General features: G+C 71.9%; 12 protein-coding genes. 5 read left to right on the top strand and 7 right to left on the bottom strand.

Features of this window, described 5'->3' with window-relative positions; translation table 11 throughout:
• Positions 1–68: 68 nt before the first annotated feature.
• The 3 genes from IEY20_RS02670 to IEY20_RS02660 form a co-directional block, all read right to left on the bottom strand.
• Positions 69–3,158 (bottom strand): alpha-mannosidase, encoded by a 3,090-nt coding sequence (locus IEY20_RS02670; protein ID WP_175327834.1) that lies wholly within the window; start codon positions 3,156–3,158, stop codon positions 69–71.
• Positions 3,159–3,221: 63 nt separating this feature from the next.
• Positions 3,222–4,562, bottom strand: coding sequence for a 6-phospho-beta-glucosidase (locus IEY20_RS02665; protein ID WP_175327833.1), 1,341 nt, complete (start codon positions 4,560–4,562; stop codon positions 3,222–3,224).
• Complete coding sequence (locus IEY20_RS02660) at positions 4,559–5,314, bottom strand: DeoR/GlpR family DNA-binding transcription regulator (protein WP_229727819.1); 756 nt, start codon at positions 5,312–5,314, stop codon at positions 4,559–4,561. The genes IEY20_RS02665 and IEY20_RS02660 overlap by 4 nt, the downstream gene beginning before the upstream one ends.
• Before the next feature lie 116 nt (positions 5,315–5,430).
• Between IEY20_RS02660 and IEY20_RS02655 the strand changes: the two genes are divergently transcribed.
• The 5 genes from IEY20_RS02655 (at position 5,431) to IEY20_RS02635 (ending at position 12,598) form a co-directional block, all read left to right on the top strand.
• A complete protein-coding gene (locus IEY20_RS02655) occupies positions 5,431–6,435 on the top strand; it encodes a carbohydrate kinase family protein (RefSeq protein ID WP_175327831.1) in 1,005 nt (334 codons plus the stop codon).
• Positions 6,436–6,520: 85 nt separating this feature from the next.
• Positions 6,521–7,786, top strand: coding sequence for an extracellular solute-binding protein (locus IEY20_RS02650; protein WP_188888877.1), 1,266 nt, complete (start codon positions 6,521–6,523; stop codon positions 7,784–7,786).
• Positions 7,783–8,739 (top strand): carbohydrate ABC transporter permease, encoded by a 957-nt coding sequence (locus IEY20_RS02645; protein WP_022904038.1) that lies wholly within the window; start codon positions 7,783–7,785, stop codon positions 8,737–8,739. The genes IEY20_RS02650 and IEY20_RS02645 overlap by 4 nt, the downstream gene beginning before the upstream one ends.
• Entirely contained in the window at positions 8,736–9,626 is an 891-nt protein-coding gene (locus IEY20_RS02640; RefSeq protein WP_022904039.1) for a carbohydrate ABC transporter permease, read from the top strand. The genes IEY20_RS02645 and IEY20_RS02640 overlap by 4 nt, the downstream gene beginning before the upstream one ends.
• Positions 9,623–12,598: a glycoside hydrolase family 2 TIM barrel-domain containing protein gene (locus tag IEY20_RS02635; protein WP_175329341.1), complete on the top strand. Its 2,976-nt coding sequence runs from the start codon at positions 9,623–9,625 to the stop codon at positions 12,596–12,598. The genes IEY20_RS02640 and IEY20_RS02635 overlap by 4 nt, the downstream gene beginning before the upstream one ends.
• 174 nt (positions 12,599–12,772) lie before the next feature.
• Here the strand turns inward: IEY20_RS02635 and IEY20_RS02630 are convergent, their stop codons facing one another.
• From IEY20_RS02630 to IEY20_RS02615, 4 genes are all read right to left on the bottom strand, one after another.
• Positions 12,773–14,332: a helix-turn-helix domain-containing protein gene (locus IEY20_RS02630; RefSeq protein WP_175329340.1), complete on the bottom strand. Its 1,560-nt coding sequence runs from the start codon at positions 14,330–14,332 to the stop codon at positions 12,773–12,775.
• Positions 14,333–14,423: 91 nt separating this feature from the next.
• On the bottom strand, positions 14,424–15,482 hold the full coding sequence (locus IEY20_RS02625) for a hypothetical protein (RefSeq protein WP_175329339.1): 1,059 nt from the start codon (positions 15,480–15,482) through the stop codon (positions 14,424–14,426).
• 9 nt (positions 15,483–15,491) lie between these two features.
• The gene (locus IEY20_RS02620) at positions 15,492–16,343 is read right to left on the bottom strand and encodes an anti-sigma factor (protein ID WP_175329338.1); all 852 of its coding nucleotides are present in this window, start codon (positions 16,341–16,343) and stop codon (positions 15,492–15,494) included.
• Between the two features lie 5 nt (positions 16,344–16,348).
• Positions 16,349–16,894 carry an RNA polymerase sigma factor gene (locus IEY20_RS02615; RefSeq protein ID WP_175329337.1) on the bottom strand — a complete coding sequence of 182 codons (546 nt, stop codon included), beginning with the start codon at positions 16,892–16,894 and terminating at the stop codon, positions 16,349–16,351.
• Between the last annotated feature and the right edge of the window lie 30 nt (positions 16,895–16,924).

The following is a 16,924-nucleotide window of genomic DNA, read 5'->3' as shown; positions in this document are numbered from 1 at the left end:
CGGGAGGCGCGGTGCGGACCCGCACCGCGCCTCCCGTCCGTCCCGCCGTCGCGTCGTGACGGCGGCCGTCAGCGCCGCGGACGGATCCGCAGGGTGACCACCTGGAACGGCCGCAGCCCGAGCGACACCGTCCCGCCGTCCCACGCGAAGGTCCGGGCCGTGCGCTCCGGGTCGGTGATCGAACGCTCGCGCAGGTCGACCTGCTCCACCGACTCGGCGTCGATCCGCAGGTCGAGCACGGTGTCGGTGCGCGCGCCGAGCGCCTCGTACAGCCTCACGACGACGTCGCCCGAGCGGTCGTCGGCCAGCTTGACCGACTCGACGCGCACACCCGGTGTCGTCGGCACGACCGGCGCCGTGAGCGTCTCCACCGGTGCGGCTCCCTCGGCGGCCGGCACCGCACGCAGCGGCAGGTTCTGGTCGTACCCGCTCGCCACGACGTCCGCGATCGTGGCGCCGGGGTGCACGGCGTACGCGAACGCGTGGTGTCCGAGGTCCTGCTCGGGGTCGGGCGACTGGGCGCCGCGCACCAGGCTGAGCCGGACCTCGGTCTCGACCTCGCCGGAGGAGCCCACGCGGCGGGTGACGTCGTGGCCGTAGGTGCCGGCGTTCGTGACGCCGATCCCGTAGCCGGGCTCCTCGACGTGCACCCAACGGTGCGCCATCACCTCGAAGCGTGCGTCGTCCCACGAGGTGTTCGTGTGCGTCGGTCGCCGGAGGTGCCCGAACTGGATCTCGGCGCTGTGGTGCTGCGCGTGCACGACGAAGGGCAGCGACGCCTTGAGGAGCTTCTCGCGCTCCTGCCACTCGACGTCGACCCCGAGGTGGACCCGGACGTCGTCGGCGTGGACCGCGATGGTCTGCACGAGCTCGGACGACCCGAACACCCGGCGGACGCGGACCACGGCGCGGAGGTCGTCGTCGGTGGTGAGCTCCACCGACCGGGCGGCACGGAGCTCGACGACCGAGTGCCGGTAGTGGGCGTCGATGTCCCACGCGTCCCAGGCGTTCGGCAGGTCCTCGTGCAGGTGCAGCAGGTTGGCGCTGCGGTCCGACGGCACGAGTTCGCGGTCGTGGGCGAGGTCGCGGATCGAGTCGACGAGCCCGTCGGTGTCGACGTGCACGCGGACGAGCCCGTTGTCGAGGACGGTGCCGTCGGCGTCCTGCGTCGCCGTGACGGGGTGCGTCGGTGTGACCGGCCGCAGGGGGGACAGGGCGTGCGCCGCCGCCTCGACGACGCCGATCGGCGAACCGTCCGCGCCGACGACGAGGGCGCGGCGGTCGTGATCGGCGGGGTTCGCGACCGCACCGCCGACACCGAGCCGCGTGAGGGCGTCCGTGATGAGCGCCTCGATCTCCGCGTGGTTGCGGGCGTAGGTGTCCTCGTTCTCCTCGTGCACCCACTGGATCGACGAGCCGGGCAGGATGTCGTGGAACTGCTGGAGCAGCGTGGACTGCCAGAGCCGGTCGAACGCCTCGTACGGGTACTCGGCACCGCGGAGCGCGGCGGCGGTCCACCACAGCTCCGCTTCCCGCAGGAGGTGCTCGGCCTTCCGGTTGCCGCGCTTCTCGCGGGCGTGCGAGGTGAACGTGCCGCGGTGCAGCTCCAGGTACAGCTCGCCGACCCACGTCGGGGCGTCGGGGTACTCCTCGCGGGCCCGGGCGAAGAAGTCGTCCGGGTGCTCGATCTCGACGCGGGGCGATCCTTCGAGGGACTCGACCCGACGCTGCCGCTCGAGCATCTCGCGGATCGGACCGCCGCCGCCGTCGCCGTAGCCGAACGGCACGAGCGAGGTCGTCGCGGCCCCCTTCTCGCGGAACTGCCGGACGGCGTGGTGCAGCTCCTCGCCCTCGAGGGTCGAGTTGTACGTGTCGATCGGGGGGAAGTGCGTGAAGATCCGGGAGCCGTCGATGCCCTCCCACCAGAACGTGTGGTGGGGGAACGTGTTCGTCTGGTTCCACGAGAGCTTCTGCGTGAGGAACCAGTCGAGTCCGGCGAGCTTGGCGATCTGGGGGAACGCGGCCGTGTAGCCGAACGAGTCCGGCAGCCAGATGCCGTGGGTCTCGACGCCGAGCTCCTCGGCGAAGAACCGGAGTCCCTGGGTGATCTGGCGGACCATCGCCTCGCCGCCGGGCAGGTTGCCGTCCGGCTCGATCCACTGCGAGCCCACGACGATCCACTGTCCGCGGGCGATCGCGGCCTTGATGCCCTCGAACACCGCCGGGTACCGCTCCTTGACCCAGGCGTACTGCTGGGCGCTGGACGCGGCGAACTTGAACTCGGGGTACTGCTCGGCGAGGGCGAGCACGTTCGAGAACGTCCGGCCGGTCTTGCGCTTCGTCTCCCGGATCGGCCAGAGCCAGGCGCTGTCGATGTGCGCGTGGCCGATGCCGCTGAGCCGGTGGGCGGACGGGTTCGCCGGGCTCGCGAGCGCTCCGGCGAGCTCGGCCCGGGCCGCGGCGGCGGTCCCCACGATGTCGTCGAGGGCCAGGGCGTCCATCGCGCGCTCGAGGTCGCGGAGCACCTCGTGGCGCCTGGGGTCGGTCTCGGGCAGCTCCTTGACCATCTGGAAGAGCACCTCGACGTCGAAGCGCAGGGCCCAGACCTCGGGCTCGAAGACCGCGAGCTCGGCGGTGCGGAAGGTGTAGATCGGCGTCTCGGGGGCGGTCTTCTTCGACCCGAACCGGGTGGGCACGAACTCGTTGACGAGGATGTCCGGGTTCGCGGCGGCCTCGAGGTACAGGTGCACCTGTTCGCCGCCCTGCGCCTCGTCCGCGATGCGGAGGTAGTGGTTGCGGGGGTGGATGCCCTTGACCGGGGTGCCGTCCGGCGTGTGCAGGAGCCCCTCGGCCTGGTTGCCCGGCCAGTCGCCCTGGAACCCCGGGTCGACGAGCAGCTCGACCGTCCGACCGGCCCACTCTGCGGGGACGGTCCCGCTGACCTCGAACCACCACGTGGACCAGGCACGGCCCCACTGCTCACCGACCGCGAACGGCCGGTACTCGGCCGCCAGGGCCTCGGCCGCGGGCACGGGTTCGTCCGGCACCTGCCACGCGGCGAGGTCGACGGGCGTGCGGGCCTGGTGGACGGCCGGGGTGATGCGTTCGCTGAGGACGCGCTCGATGCGGGCCTCGACGAGCTTCTGGTTCTGGTGCATGGGCGGGGTCTCCACGGGAGGGCGCCGCCAGGTCGCGGATCAGGGACGACCTGGAGGCGCGGTTCAGGAAAGGTAGGACAGGTGCGGGAACGAGGAGCGCGCGTCCTCGAGCAGGGCGCGCGCGACACGCACGGAGTCGACGAGCGGGTGGTGCGCGAGGGCGCGCAGCGCTGCTGCCCGGTCGCCGTGCAGCGCCGCCTGGATGGTCTGCCGTTCGACGTACTTGACGGCGGTGACCGTCCCGAGTCCGAAGTCCGGGACACGCGCGCCCGGGATCGGGTGTGCGCCGGCGGCGTCCACGATGCACGGGATCTCGACCACGGCGTCGTCGTCGAGGCCGGCGAGTGCGCCCCGGTTCCGCACGTTGAGGATGAGCCGGGCGCGCTGGTCGTACGCGATGCCGCGCATGAGCGCGAGCGCGACGTCCTCGTAGCCCCCCGAGGTCATGTCCTCGACGTCGCGCTCACCCATGCCGGCCGAGTCGCGGTTGGTCGCCATGTAGCTGGCCTCGCGCTCGTTGCGGCTGTCCTGCCAGGCTCGGTACGGGTGCTCGCACGCGCCGGCGACGGCCCAGAAGCGGTCCTGCTGCTCCACGAGGTACCGGGCGCGCGTGTGCGGTGCGTACTGGTCGGCCTGCAGGACGTCCCGTCGGTACGAGTAGTAGTGCAGGTACTCGTTCGGCAGCGCACCGAGGGCCTGGATCCACTCGGCTCCGAAGAGCTTGCCCTCCTCGAACGACTCGATCCGGCCGGCGTCCGCGAGGACCTCCGGCAGCCGGTCGACCCCGTCGACGCGCACGGCGGTCAGCCAACCGAGGTGGTTGAGGCCCGCGTACTCGAGCTCGACGTCGGGCCCGTGCTGGACGCCGAGGGTGCCGAGCGCCCGCCGGGCGAGGCCGATGGGGGAGTCGCAGATGCCGATGACCCGTTCGCCGAGCACGGTGGACATCGCCTCCGTCACGACGCCGGCGGGGTTGGTGAAGTTGATCACCCACGCGTCGGGGGCGAGCCGCTTGACGGTGCGCGCGAGCTCCATGACGGTGGGCAGCGTCCGGAGGGCGTAGGAGATGCCGCCGAACCCGACGGTCTCCTGCCCGATCACGCCGTGGGACTGGCCGATGCGTTCGTCGGTCGCTCGGCCCTCCATGCCCGCGACCCGGATGGCCGAGAAGACGAAGTCCGCTCCCGGGAGCGCGTCCTCCACGTCGGTGTGCACGCTCACGGTCGGCGCGTCGGGCACGCCCTCGGCCTGGTCGGCGAGGATCCGCGCCATCGTGCGGAGGCGGTCGGCGTCGACGTCGACGAGGGCGACCTCGGTCACCCGGCCGGGCTCCCGGTCGCGCAGCAGGGCGGAGTGGACGAGCGGTGTGCGGAACCCGCCACCGCCGATCATGACGAGCTTCATGCGACGAGGACCTCCACGCCGTGCGCGGCGAACGCGGCGGCGACCGGGACCGGCGGGTCGTCGTCGGTGACGATCCGCACGATCGATGACGGCAGGTCGATGCGTGCCGCCCCGGTGCCCGGGAACTTGCTGCTGTCGGCGAGGACGGTGACCTCGTCGCACGCGTCGGCGATCGCCTGCTTGATGGGGACCTGGGCGATCGTGGTGTCGCGCAGGTCGCCGCTCGCAGAGATCCCGCTGACGCCGAGGAAGGCGTGGTCGGCGCGGATGAGTCGGAGCGAGTCGGTGGTCAGGTGGCCCGAGACCGAGTGGTACACGGGGTCGTAGTCGCCCGGCAGGAGGACGAGGTGCACCGCCGGGTCGTCCTTCAGGAGCTCGAACACGGCCATGTTCGCGGTGATCACGGTGATCGGACGGCCGCGGAGGAGGTCGGCGAGCTGCAGCACCGTCGTGCCGATGTCGAGCACGATCGTGTGACCGTCCTCGACGAACCGGGCCGCGGCCTCGGCGATCCGACGCTTCGCGGTGCGGTTGACGGTCTCGACCTCGAGGAACGGGGAGTCGCCCTCGTGGGTGTCGGGGAGGACGGCGCCGCCGTGCGTGCGCCGCAGCAGACCGGCGTCGTCGAGGCGCTGGAGGTCACGGCGGATCGTCGCGACGCTCGACCCGGTGGCGGCGGCGAGGTCGGCGACCGAGGCGGCGCGCGACGTCCGGAGGTGGTCGAGGATGGCGAGATCGCGGATGTCCTTCACGTCGATCAGCATACCGATCAACTTCGCTCAACATGCAATTGTTTTCAAACAAAAAGATGCGTGCGATCGATCGAACTGTGTTAGAAAGTGCTCACACGCCGACCGATGGAGCAGCGATGGACGACCGACGAACCTCGAGCACCGATGCCGACGTGCTCGTCGCGGGCCTGCTCTTCTTCGACGCCGTGTTCGCCGACCTCCCGCACGGCCCCGTGCTGGGACAGGAGCACTGGACGCCGCACTTCGCGTGGACGCCGGGCGGCATCGCGAACTTCGCCATCGCCGCAGCACGACTCGGTGCGTCCACCGACGTCGCCGCCGTGGTGGGCGACGACGAGCTCAGCGGCCTCTGCCGCGCCGCGCTCGCCCGTGAGGGGATCGGGACCGCGCTGCTGCACCGAGCCCCGGGTTGGTCGATCCCGGTGAGCGCCTGCATGGGCTACGACGGCGACCGCGCGATCATCACCGGCGGGACGGCCGCTCCCGTCCCGCTGCCGGAACTGCTGCCGGCACAGGGCGGACGGGTCGCGGCACTGCACGTCGACGAGACGACCGCCGACTGGGTCCGGACGAGCGCGAGCCGCGGCCTCCGCGTCTTCGCCGACGTCGGGTGGGACGCCACGGGGACGTGGGACCCCGCGCTGCTCGACGCCGTCGACGGCGCGTACGCGTTCACGCCGAACGACCGCGAGGCCATGGCCTACACCCGGACCGACGACGCCCGCGCCGCGGCCCGGGCCCTCGCCGAACGCGTGCCCCTCAGCGTCGTCACCCTCGGCGGCGACGGTGTCGTCGCCGTCGACTCGTCCACCGGTGAGGAGGTCGTCGCGCCGCCCGTGCGGGTGCACGCGGTCGACGCGACCGGTGCGGGCGACGTCTTCTGCGCAGCCCTCGCGGTCGCGTCCCTCGAGGACCGACCGCTGCGCGAACGCATCGACTTCGCGGCGCTCGTCGCCGCGATCACCGTGTCCCGACCCGGCGGCGCCGCAACCGCGCCCCGACGGGACGAACTCGCACCGTGGCTGGCTGCCAACCCGGCCGCCGCGGACCGGGACCGGTACGGCTTCGTCACCACGGGCCTCCCGGCAGCGACCGCCGCACCGGCGGGCCGCGCCCGCTGAACACCGCACCACCCCCGGCTCCGCCACCCCAGCCCCACCAGTTCCCCCGCTCTTCCTCCCCTTCCACCCGGCCACAGGAGACCCCATGCGCACCCCCACGAAGCGACGCCGCACCGCCGCGGTCCTCGCCACCGCGGTCGCCGCGGCACTCGTCCTCACCGGCTGCTCCGCCGGATCGTCCGCGTCCGACGGCAAGCTGACCGCGTGGCTCTGGCCCGGCGCCCTCGGCGACTCGGTCGTCTCGAGCGCGAAGAAGGAGTTCGCCTCCGACAAGCTGCAGGTGAACGTGATCGGCGGTGACTTCAAGCAGAAGCTCGTCACGACCTTCACCGGCAAGACGAACGTCCCGTCGATCACCGGCGTCAAGGGCGAGGACATGCCCTACTTCCTGCAGCAGTCGAGCCTCTTCACCGACCTGAAGTCGCTCGTCCCGGCGTCCGACCTCGCCCAGTTCCCGAAGTGGAAGCTCGCCGAGGCGACGACGTCGGACGGCAAGCTCATCGGCATCCCGACCGACATCGGCCCCTCGGCCCTGTTCTACCGCGAGGACGTCCTCGCCAAGGCCGGCCTGCCGAGCGAGCCCGCCGCCGTCGCCGCCGCCACGAGCACGTGGGACGAGTACTTCGCGTTCGGCAAGCAGCTCAAGGCGAAGACCGGGGCCTCGCTCGAGGTGTCCATGGGCGACGTCTTCAGCTGGTCGATGGCGCAGGCCGACAGCGGCTTCGTGAGCAAGTCGGGGAAGTTCACCGGCGACAGCGCGACGGTGAAGGAGGCCTGGGACCGCGCGGTGACCGCCGAGAATGCCGGCATCGTCGCCAACATCGAGGACGGCAGCCCGGACTGGGCCTCGGCCGTCAACCAGGGCAAGATCCCGACCGTCATCGGCGCAGCGTGGCACGCCGGTGACATCAAGAGCGCCGCACCCGACACCTCGGGCAAGTGGCGCGTGACCGCCACCCCGGGCGGACCCGGCAACGCGGGCGGCTCGTTCCTCACCATCCCCGCAGCGACCTCGGACAAGAAGGCCGCCCTCAAGGTGATCGAGGCGCTGGTCGCCCCCTCCGCGCAGGCCACCACGTACAGCCAGGTCGGCAACTTCCCGTCCTCGTCGAAGGCCCTCTCCGAGTCCGCGCTCACCGAGGGCGACTCGTTCTTCGGCGGACAGGACACCGTCTCGGTCTTCCAGAAGTCGATCGAGTCGATGCCCACGAAGTACACCAGCCCCTACGACGCGCAGGTGTCGGCGCCGTACCTGGTCGAGCTGACGAACATCCAGGGCGGCAAGGACCCGGACCAGGCATGGAACGACGCGGTGAAGGCCGCGAAGTCGGCACTGGAATCGGCGCAGTGACCACGTCCGTCGCACCGTCGCTGGCGGGGCCGGGTCCCACGACCCGGCCCCGCCGGCGGGGCATCCGCCGCACCTGGCCGATGTACCTCGCGGTCGCTCCGTTCTTCGTCCTGTTCCTCGTCTTCGGGCTCTACCCGACGATGTACTCGCTCGTCCTCTCCTTCCAGGACTGGAACGGGCTGGGCGACCCCACGTGGGTCGGTCTCGAGAACTTCCAGAAGCTCTTCGCCGACCCGACGTTCTACCTCTCCATCAGGAACACGTTCGTCATCTTCGCGCTGTCGACGTTCCCGATGCTCGTCATCGCGATCGTCATCGCAGCGATGCTCAACAGCGCCGTCCGGTACAGCACGGCGTTCCGGATCGCCTACTTCATCCCGAACATCACGTCGGTCGTCGCGATGGCGGTGTTGTTCGGCTCGATCTTCGGGCAGAACTTCGGGCTCGCGAACACGCTGCTGCACGCGATCGGCCTCCCCGCGGTGCCGTGGCTGAGCACCCCGTTCGGCATCCAGGTCACGGTGTCGCTGCTCATCACGTACCAGTGGACCGGCTACAACGCGATCATCTTCCTCGCGGGCATGCAGTCGATCGGCGGCGAGGTCTACGAAGCCGCGAAGATCGACGGCGCCGGGGCCTTCCGGAGCTTCTTCTCGATCACCCTGCCGCTGCTGCGCCCGACCGTGATCTTCGTGCTCGTCGTCAGCACCATCACCGGCCTCCAGAGCTTCACGGAGGCCCAGGTCCTCACCACCACCGCCGGCTCGACGAACAGCGGCGGCGCCGGCCAGGGCGGCCTCACGATGGTCCTGTACTTCTACCAGCAGGCCTTCGGGTTCAACCGCTTCGGCTACGGTGCCGCGATCGCGTGGGGCGTGTTCCTCATCGTCGTCGTGTTCACGATCATCAGCTGGCGCTTCACCGCCGGCCGGAAGGAAGAGGCACGCGCGTGACCGTCCTGACCCGACCGACCACCGCGGCGCCGTCGAGCCGCACCACCGTGACCCGCCGTCGGCGTCGGGGCCCCGGCGCCTCCCGCGTCGTCCTGTACACGCTGCTCACCGTCGGCGCCGTGGTCTCGATCTTCCCGCTCTACTGGCTGTTCGTCATGGCGAGCAACACGACGAGCGACATCTACAAGTCGCCGCCGGTGTTCGTCCCCGGGCCCTGGTTGTTCCAGAACATCGGGGAGGTCTTCGACAAGATCGACTTCGGCGGCGCGCTGCTGAACACCGTCATCGTCTCGGTGAGCGTCACGGCCCTCGTGCTCTTCTTCGACTCGCTCGCCGCGTTCACCTTCGCGAAGTTCGACTTCCCGCTGCGGAAGACCCTCTTCACGATCGTGCTCGTGACCTTCATGCTCCCGATGCAGCTGTCGATCATCCCGCAGTTCATCACCATGACGAACCTCGGCTGGGTGGGGCACCTGCAGGCGCTCATCGTCCCGGCGGCGGCGAACGCGTTCGGCATCTTCTGGCTGCGGCAGTACATCCTGTCGAGCGTCCCCGACGAGCTCATGGACGCCGCCGTGATCGACGGAGCCGGGTTCTTCCGGCAGTGGTGGACGGTCTGCATCCCGCTCATCCGTCCGGGCCTGGGCTTCCTCGGCATCTTCACGTTCATCGGCTCGTGGAACGACTACCTCTGGCCCCTCATCGTGCTGAACGACCCGAACCACCTCACGCTGCAGGTGGCGATGGCGCAGCTGAACACGACGTTCGCGAACAACTACAGCATGGTGATGGCCGGAGCACTGCTGTCCGTCCTGCCGCTGCTCGTGGTGTTCCTCATCGGTGCACGGCAGTTCATCGGGGACATCGCGAAGGGCGCGATCAAGTGACGGCTCCCGGGGCCGTCGGACCGCTCGGCACGACCGCTCCGGGGTCCGGCTCGCGCCTGCCGCCGCGCGCCAGGCTCCGGTCGGACGCCAAGACGCTGTCCCTCGACGGCACGTGGCGCTTCCGGCTGCACGACCGGGCACCGCGGGACGAGGTCGACGGTGTCCCGCCGTTCGCCGCCGGCACGGACCGCGCGACCGGGCCCGACTGGTCCGACCTCCCCGTCCCCTCGCACTGGGTCCTCCACGGTCACGGCGCCCCCGCCTACACGAACATCCGCTACCCGTTCCCGGTCGACCCGCCCCACGTCCCCGACCGCAACCCGACGGGTGACCACGTCCGGACCGTGGACCTGTCGGACTGGTGGCCCGCCGGAGGTCGGACCCTGCTCCGCCTGGACGGTGCCGAGTCGCTCGCGCGGGTCTGGGTGAACGGCCGGACCGTCGGGTGGTCGACGGGCAGCCGTCTCACGACCGAGTACGACGTCACCGGACTCCTCCGCCCCGGCGCGAACACGGTCGCGATCCGGGTGCACCAGTGGTCGCAGGGGAGCTACCTCGAGGACCAGGACCAGTGGTGGCTGCCCGGCGTGTTCCGCTCGGTCACCCTCGAACACCGCCCGGACGGCGGCCTCGACGACGTCTTCGTCACCGCCGACCGCGACCCGGTGACCGGCCGCGGCACCCTCGTCGTCGAGACGGTCACCACCGCGACGCAGGTGACGGTCCGTCTGCCCGAGACCGGCCTGGAGGCACGACTCGCCCCCGGCGCGCCGGCCCGGGTCGACGTGGGCACGGTGGACGCGTGGTCCGCCGAGGAGCCCCGGCTCCACGACGTCGTCATCGCCACCGACGCCGAGACGGTGCGGCTCCGCGTCGGGTTCCGCCGGGTCGAGGTCGTCGGCGACCGGCTGCTCGTCAACGGCGTACCGCTCGTGTTCCACGGCGTCAACCGACACGAGACCCACCCGGACCGTGGCCGGGTGTTCGACGAGGACACCCTCCGCACCGACCTGTCGCTCATGAAGCAGCACGGCGTGCAAGCGATCCGGACCGCGCACCAGCCCCCGCACCCGCGCTTCCTCGAACTGGCCGACGAGTACGGCTTCTGGGTCGTGCTCGAGTGCGACCTCGAGACGCACGGCTTCTGGGAGGTCGACTGGTCGGGCAACCCGTCGGACGACCCCGCATGGCGGGACGCGTACCTCGACCGCGTCCGCCGGACCGTCGAACGCGACAAGAACCACCCGTCGGTCGTGGTCTGGTCCCTCGGCAACGAGTCCGGGACGGGCCGCAACCTCGCCGCGATGGCCGACTGGATCCGCCGCCGCGACCCGTCGCGACCGATCCACTACGAGGGCGACACCGAGGGTGCGTACACCGACCTGTACTCGCGCATGTACCCCACCATCGAGGAGATCGACTCGGTCTGCGGCGACCTCGCCATGCCGGTCCACGAGGTCGGCCCTGCTGCCGGCGCCCGGCAACGCGCGAAGCCGTTCGTCCTGTGCGAGTACGGCCACGCCATGGGCAACGGGCCGGGCTCGCTCGCCGACTACCAGGACCGCTTCGAACGCTGGTCGCGGCTGCACGGCGGGTTCGTGTGGGAGTGGCGGGACCACGGCCTCCGGACCACCACCGACGACGGGGTCGCGTACTTCGGGTACGGCGGTGACTTCGGCGAACCGGTGCACGACGGCGTCTTCGTGATGGACGGGCTCGTCCTCTCCGACGGGACGCCGAGCCCGGCCCTCGCCGACCTCGGGCGGCTCTGGGCTCCGGTCCGCTTCACGCGCGAGGGGTCGTCGCTCACGGTCCACTCGCAGCGGGCGCACGCCGACACGGCCGACCTGGCCGTGGTGTGGGAGCTGCGCGTCGACGGACGCGTGGTCGACGGCGGAGCGCTGGACGTGCCTCCCGTCCGCCCGGGGCGCGACGTCACCGTCGCGCTGCCGAGCGACGCGGTCGCACCGCGTCGGGGCCGGGAGGCCCACCTGACGCTCCGGGCGTCCCTCCGGCAGGACACCGTGTGGGCACCGCGCGGGCAGGTCGTGGCCGAGGTCCAGACCGTCGTCGAGGTCGTGCCGCCGACGCCGTCGGCGCGCCCGTCCGGTGTGCTGCCGAGCGCCGCGGTCTTCGACGAGGACGGGGCGTTGCGGTCCTGGCACGGCATCGACGTCGCCGTCCTGGTGCCCGAGCTCTGGCGCGCGCCGACCGAGAACGACCGGGCGTCCGGCCAGGGCTCCTACGAGACGACGTCGCCGGAACTGAGCTCCGGACGGGGCGACGAATCCGTGCCGCCCTCGGCCGACCGGTGGCGGGAGCGGGGACTCGACCGGCTGACGCACCGTGTGACGGCGGTCGCGCGCGAGGGCGGTGTCCTCGTGCAGCGGTTGCGGTCGATGCCCGCCGGCACCGGGTCCGGCATCGACTCGGAGTTCCGCTGGTCGGGCGACGGCGACGACCTCCGGCTGCGCTGGAGCGCCGTGCCCGTCGGACCGTGGGACTGCACCTGGCCGCGGATCGGCCTGCACCTGGACCTGCCTGACGACCTCGGGGACGCGGTCGAGTGGTGGGGGACCGGCCCGCACGAGTCCTACCCGGACGCTGCCAACGGCGTCGTGGTCGGGCGGTTCGCGTCCGCCGTCGACGCCCTCGGCGTCCGGTACGCACGGCCGCAGGAGACCGGCCACCGTCCCGACCTCCGGGAGCTGCGCATCGGACGGCTCGCGATCGACGCCCTGCGCGGTGCGGGCGCGGACCTGCCCGGGTTCCAGCTCGCCCGGCACACGGCGCAGCAGTGGGCCCGGGCGGAGCACCCGCACGAGCTGCCGGCGTCCGACCGCCTGCACCTGTACCTCGACGCCGCGCAGCACGGACTCGGCTCGCGGGCGTGCGGGCCGGACGTGCTGCCGCGGTTCGCGCTGTGGCCGCGGCAGGTCGCGCTCGAGGTGATGTTCCGCGCGGTGTCGTGAGCGCCGGCCCCGCTGCGCGACGGGCGCTCGGCCGCGGCTGAGCGACGCCGCGCACGCGGTGCGGGTGCTCGGTGCTCGGTGCTCGGTGCGAGCTTGCACACACGGTGCGAGGTGTTCGCCGTCGCACCGTGTGTGGAACCTCGCACCGTGAGGACCGGACCGACGCCGCGCGACTCAGTCGTGGAACGTCTCGATCGACGCGCCGAGCGAGTTGAGGCGCTCCTGCAGGCCCTCGTAGCCGCGCGCGATGATGCCGACGTTGCGGAGGACGCTCTCCCCCTTCGCGGCGAGCATCGCGAGCAGGATCACGACGGCCGGACGCAGCGCCGGCGGGCAGCTGACCTCGGCACCGGAGAAGTGCGTCGGGCCGGTGACGTCGAGGCGGTGCGGGTCGCGGAGCGTGACGTTCGCGCCGAGGCGGGTGAGGTCGAGCAGGTGGATCGCCCGGCCCTCGTACACCCAGTCGTGCACGAGGGTGGTGCCCGTGGCGCACGCCGCGATGACGACGAAGAACGGCAGGTTGTCGATGTTGAGGCCCGGGAACGGCATCGCGTGGATCTTGTCGATCGGCGCGTGCAGCTCGGACGGGTGCACCGTGATGTCGACGAGCCGGGTGCGGCCGTTCGCTGCGCCGTACTCCTCGGAGACGTCGAAGCGGAGGCCCATCTCGGCGAGGGTCGCGAGCTCGATCTCGAGGAACTCGATCGGCGCGCGCGTGACGGTCAGCGTCGACCCGGTGACGATGCCCGCGGTGAGGAGGCTCATCGCCTCCACCGGGTCCTCGCTCGGCCAGTAGTCCACGACCTCGTCGATGACGCTCCGGCCGGTGATGCGGAGCGTGGTGGTGCCGATGCCCTCGACCTGCACGCCGAGGAGCTCGAGGAAGAAGCAGAGGTCCTGCACCATGTAGTTCGGGCTGGCGTTCCGGATCGTCGTCACGCCGTCGCGGGCCGCCGCGGCGAGGATCGCGTTCTCGGTCACCGTGTCGCCGCGCTCGGTCAGGACGATCGACTTCGTCGGGACGTCCTTGTTCGCCACGTCGACCTCGTACCAGCCGTTCGTGGCCTCGACGTCGACGCCGAACGGCCGGAGCGCGATGAGGTGCGGCTCGACCGTGCGGGTACCGAGGTCGCAGCCGCCGGCGTACGGGAGGCGGAAGGCGTCGAACCGGCCGCTCAGCGGGCCGAGGAACATGAGCACGCTGCGGGTACGGCGGGCGGCGTCGGCGTCGATGGCGTCGAGGCGGAGGTCGGACGGCGCGACGATCTCGAGCACCTCGCCGTCCTCGGACCACGTGACACTCGCGCCGAGGCTGCGGAGGACGTCGATGATGCGGTCGACCTCGACGATGCGCGCGACCCTGTGCAGCCGCGTGACGCCCCGGTTGAGCAGGGAGGCGCACAGGAGCGCGACGGCGGCGTTCTTCGACGAGTTGACCGCGATGGAGCCGCTGAGCTTCCGACCGCCCTGCACCCGGAGGTGAGCGCGCTGCGGGGCGCCGCCGATGGAGACGATCTGCTGGTCGAGCGCGTCGCTGATCCGGGTGAGCATCTCGAGGCTGAGGTTCTGCCCGCCCTGCTCGATCCGGTTGATGGCGCTCTGGCTCGTACCGACCCGTTCGGCGAGCTGCGCCTGGGTCATGCTGCGGCCCTTGCGCGCGCCCCGGATGAGGGCTCCGACCTCGCGGAGGGGGGCCGGGGTGGTCGGGGGAGCGACGATGGTGGTGTCGGTCATGAGGGCACGCTAACACGCTCATGAGATAAATCGGGTGACATCACTCGTCGAACTCGCAGGAACGCATCGGGAATATCCCGTCTGTGAGAAGTCAGTCTCCCGTATGCGTCCACGGTCCCTGGTTCCGGTCGCGGGCCCAGGTGCAGGACTCGCCCCGCTCGGGACCGGGGTCGGTGAGCCAGTACCGGGAGCCCGGCGTCCACCCGGCGACGACGCTCGCGCGGTCCGCGTCGACCGGTACGGCGAGACCGGAGCAGCGGAACCAGCCGGCGATCGTCAGTTCGACGACGTCGACCTCAGCGGCGACCGCGGACCAGTCCGGCATCACCCACGCACCCGCTCGTCCTGTGGCGACACCCCAGTCCCACCGCCGGGTCGTCGCGCTGACGTCGAGCGGGAACCGGCGGCAGAGGTCGGCCCAGTCCTCGGGGCGGTCCACGACGATCGTCCGGCTCACCCGTCCGCCGTGCGCCTCGGTCACCTCGGCGCGCTGCCACCCGAACGAGTCCTCGACGGCCCAGAGCGCCAGTGGCCCCTGGTCGGCGAAGGGCGCCGGCGTGGTCTCCGGTGCGGGCCAGGGCGGCGTGGTCCACCACTCGCCGCTCGCGGGGCCGTCGGTGCCCTCCTGCTGGTCAGCGCGGATCTGTTCCGCCCAGTCGACGAGAGCCTCGTGGACCGGGGCTGCCGGACGCCCGGGGTCACCGCCGTCGAACGCCACCGCCCAGTGTGCGGCTACGGGGGCGCCGAGCCGCTGCACGGCGGGACTCGAGGCAGCCCACCCGGCGAGCCGCCGGAGCGCGTCGCGGAGTTGTGGATGGACGAGGAGGTCATCGACGGCGTCGCGCTCCTCCCACCAGCGGGCTGACTCGGCCGCCTGTTCGAGGGCCTCGACGACCTCTCCTGGGGCCGGATCGGTGCGCTCGACAGCATCCAGTGCCGCGGCGACGGCGGCGAGGGTGCCGGAGTCGTCGAGCGCGAGCCCCCACAGCGCGACCTCACGGCCCTGCTCGCGCGTCAGGTGCACGTCCGCCCAGAACAGCACGTTGCCGAGGTGCTCCGCTGCCGCAGACCTCCCGCCCGCGGCACGGAGCAGCTCCAGGCTGAACCGTCGGCCGCGCGGGCCCTCGAGCAGGTCCGCGGCGGTGATCACGGCCCGAGGCTACCGGTCGTGCAGGTCGCCGCGGACGATCGAGTCGCCCGAATGCGTCGGGTTCCCGTCGTCGCGCTCGGCCGAGACGTCGACCACCGGGTACTTCGCCAGGTCCATGTCGGCGGGCACCGTGAACCGGCCACGGTCGCCGTCGAGGAACCCGACGCTCACGAGGCCCTTGAGGTCCGACTGCATCATCCACACCTCCCGCAGTGTCCCCGTGTCCGAGGCGTCGCGGTCACCGCTGACGTCGACGACGAGCGTCAACCGCCCGTCGCGGTCCCGCTCGAGCTCGGCGGTGCCACGCGCGCCGCCCCAGTCGGGCAGCGCGTCGAGGGTGGCCCGGGCGACGACGGTCTCGCCGCTGCCCGGACCCGGGACGACACCGGTGACGACGCCGACACCGACGAGCAGCGCGAGCGCACCGACGCCGGCAGCCACGACCCCGGCGATCGTCCGGCGTCGCCGGCGGCGCGTGGCGGTGCCGGGCCGGTCCCGTCGGCCGGAGGGTCGGACCGCGGCCACGCCCGGACGCGTCGGGGACACGACGGGCTGCGCAGGCGACCCGACGTCGGGTGTCGAGCCGGGACGAGCGTCGGGCTGCACCGGCGGGGCGGGATCGACCCGGGCCTCCAGGCCGTCCCCTGCCTGCTCAACCCGCACGGTCGCGGCGATGCGGTCCCAGACCCGCTCCGGAGGCGCGACGAGATCGACGTCGGCCGCCGAGCGGGTGACGGCCGCGACGCGCTGGAGGTCCGCGACCTCGGCGCGGCACCGCGCGCACGCCACGAGGTGGGCGGCGACCTCGTCGTCCGCCACGACGTCGGTGACCGCGAGCATCGCCAGCGTCTCGTCGTCCACGTGCTTCACTCGATCACCTCCAAACGTGTTCGGAGCCGAGCCAGGCTCCGATGGATGTGGCTCTTCACCGTGCCGAGGGGGATCTGCAGCCGCTCCGCGATCTCACGATGGCTGAGGTCCTCGTAGAACGCCAACCGCATGACGCGTCGCGGCTCCTCGTCGAGGCGGTCGAGCTCCCCGGCGACGAGGGCCCGCTCGGCGAGGTCGAAGGGCGACTCGGGTGCCGCCGCGGTCTCCGCGACGATGGTCGGCTCGACGGTCGGCGCCTGCCGTGCGCGCTCGGTCAGGGCGTCCGCGATGCAGTTGCGCGTGATGCCGACGAGCCACGCGCCGAGCGGACCGCGGGCGGGGTCGAAGCTGCCGGACCGCCGCCAGGCCTTCACGAAGACCTGCTGCGTGACGTCCTCGGCGGCCATCGCGTCACGGAGGGCTCGCAGGGCCAGGGTGTGCACCAGGGGCGACCACCGGTCGTAGACGGCACGCAGGGCGGCTTCGCTCCCGGCGCTGAAGGCGCGGGAGAGCTCGCCGTCGTCGGGGAGGGTGGTCGTCACGTGGTCCTGTCGTCGGGGCGGTCGGCTTCG

Origin of the sequence: Curtobacterium luteum, assembly GCF_014646995.1 — a bacterium.
GTDB lineage: Bacteria > Actinomycetota > Actinomycetes > Actinomycetales > Microbacteriaceae > Curtobacterium > Curtobacterium luteum.
The sequence above is the reverse complement of the archived record's forward strand: the minus strand, read 5'-3'. Positions and strand labels throughout refer to the sequence as shown.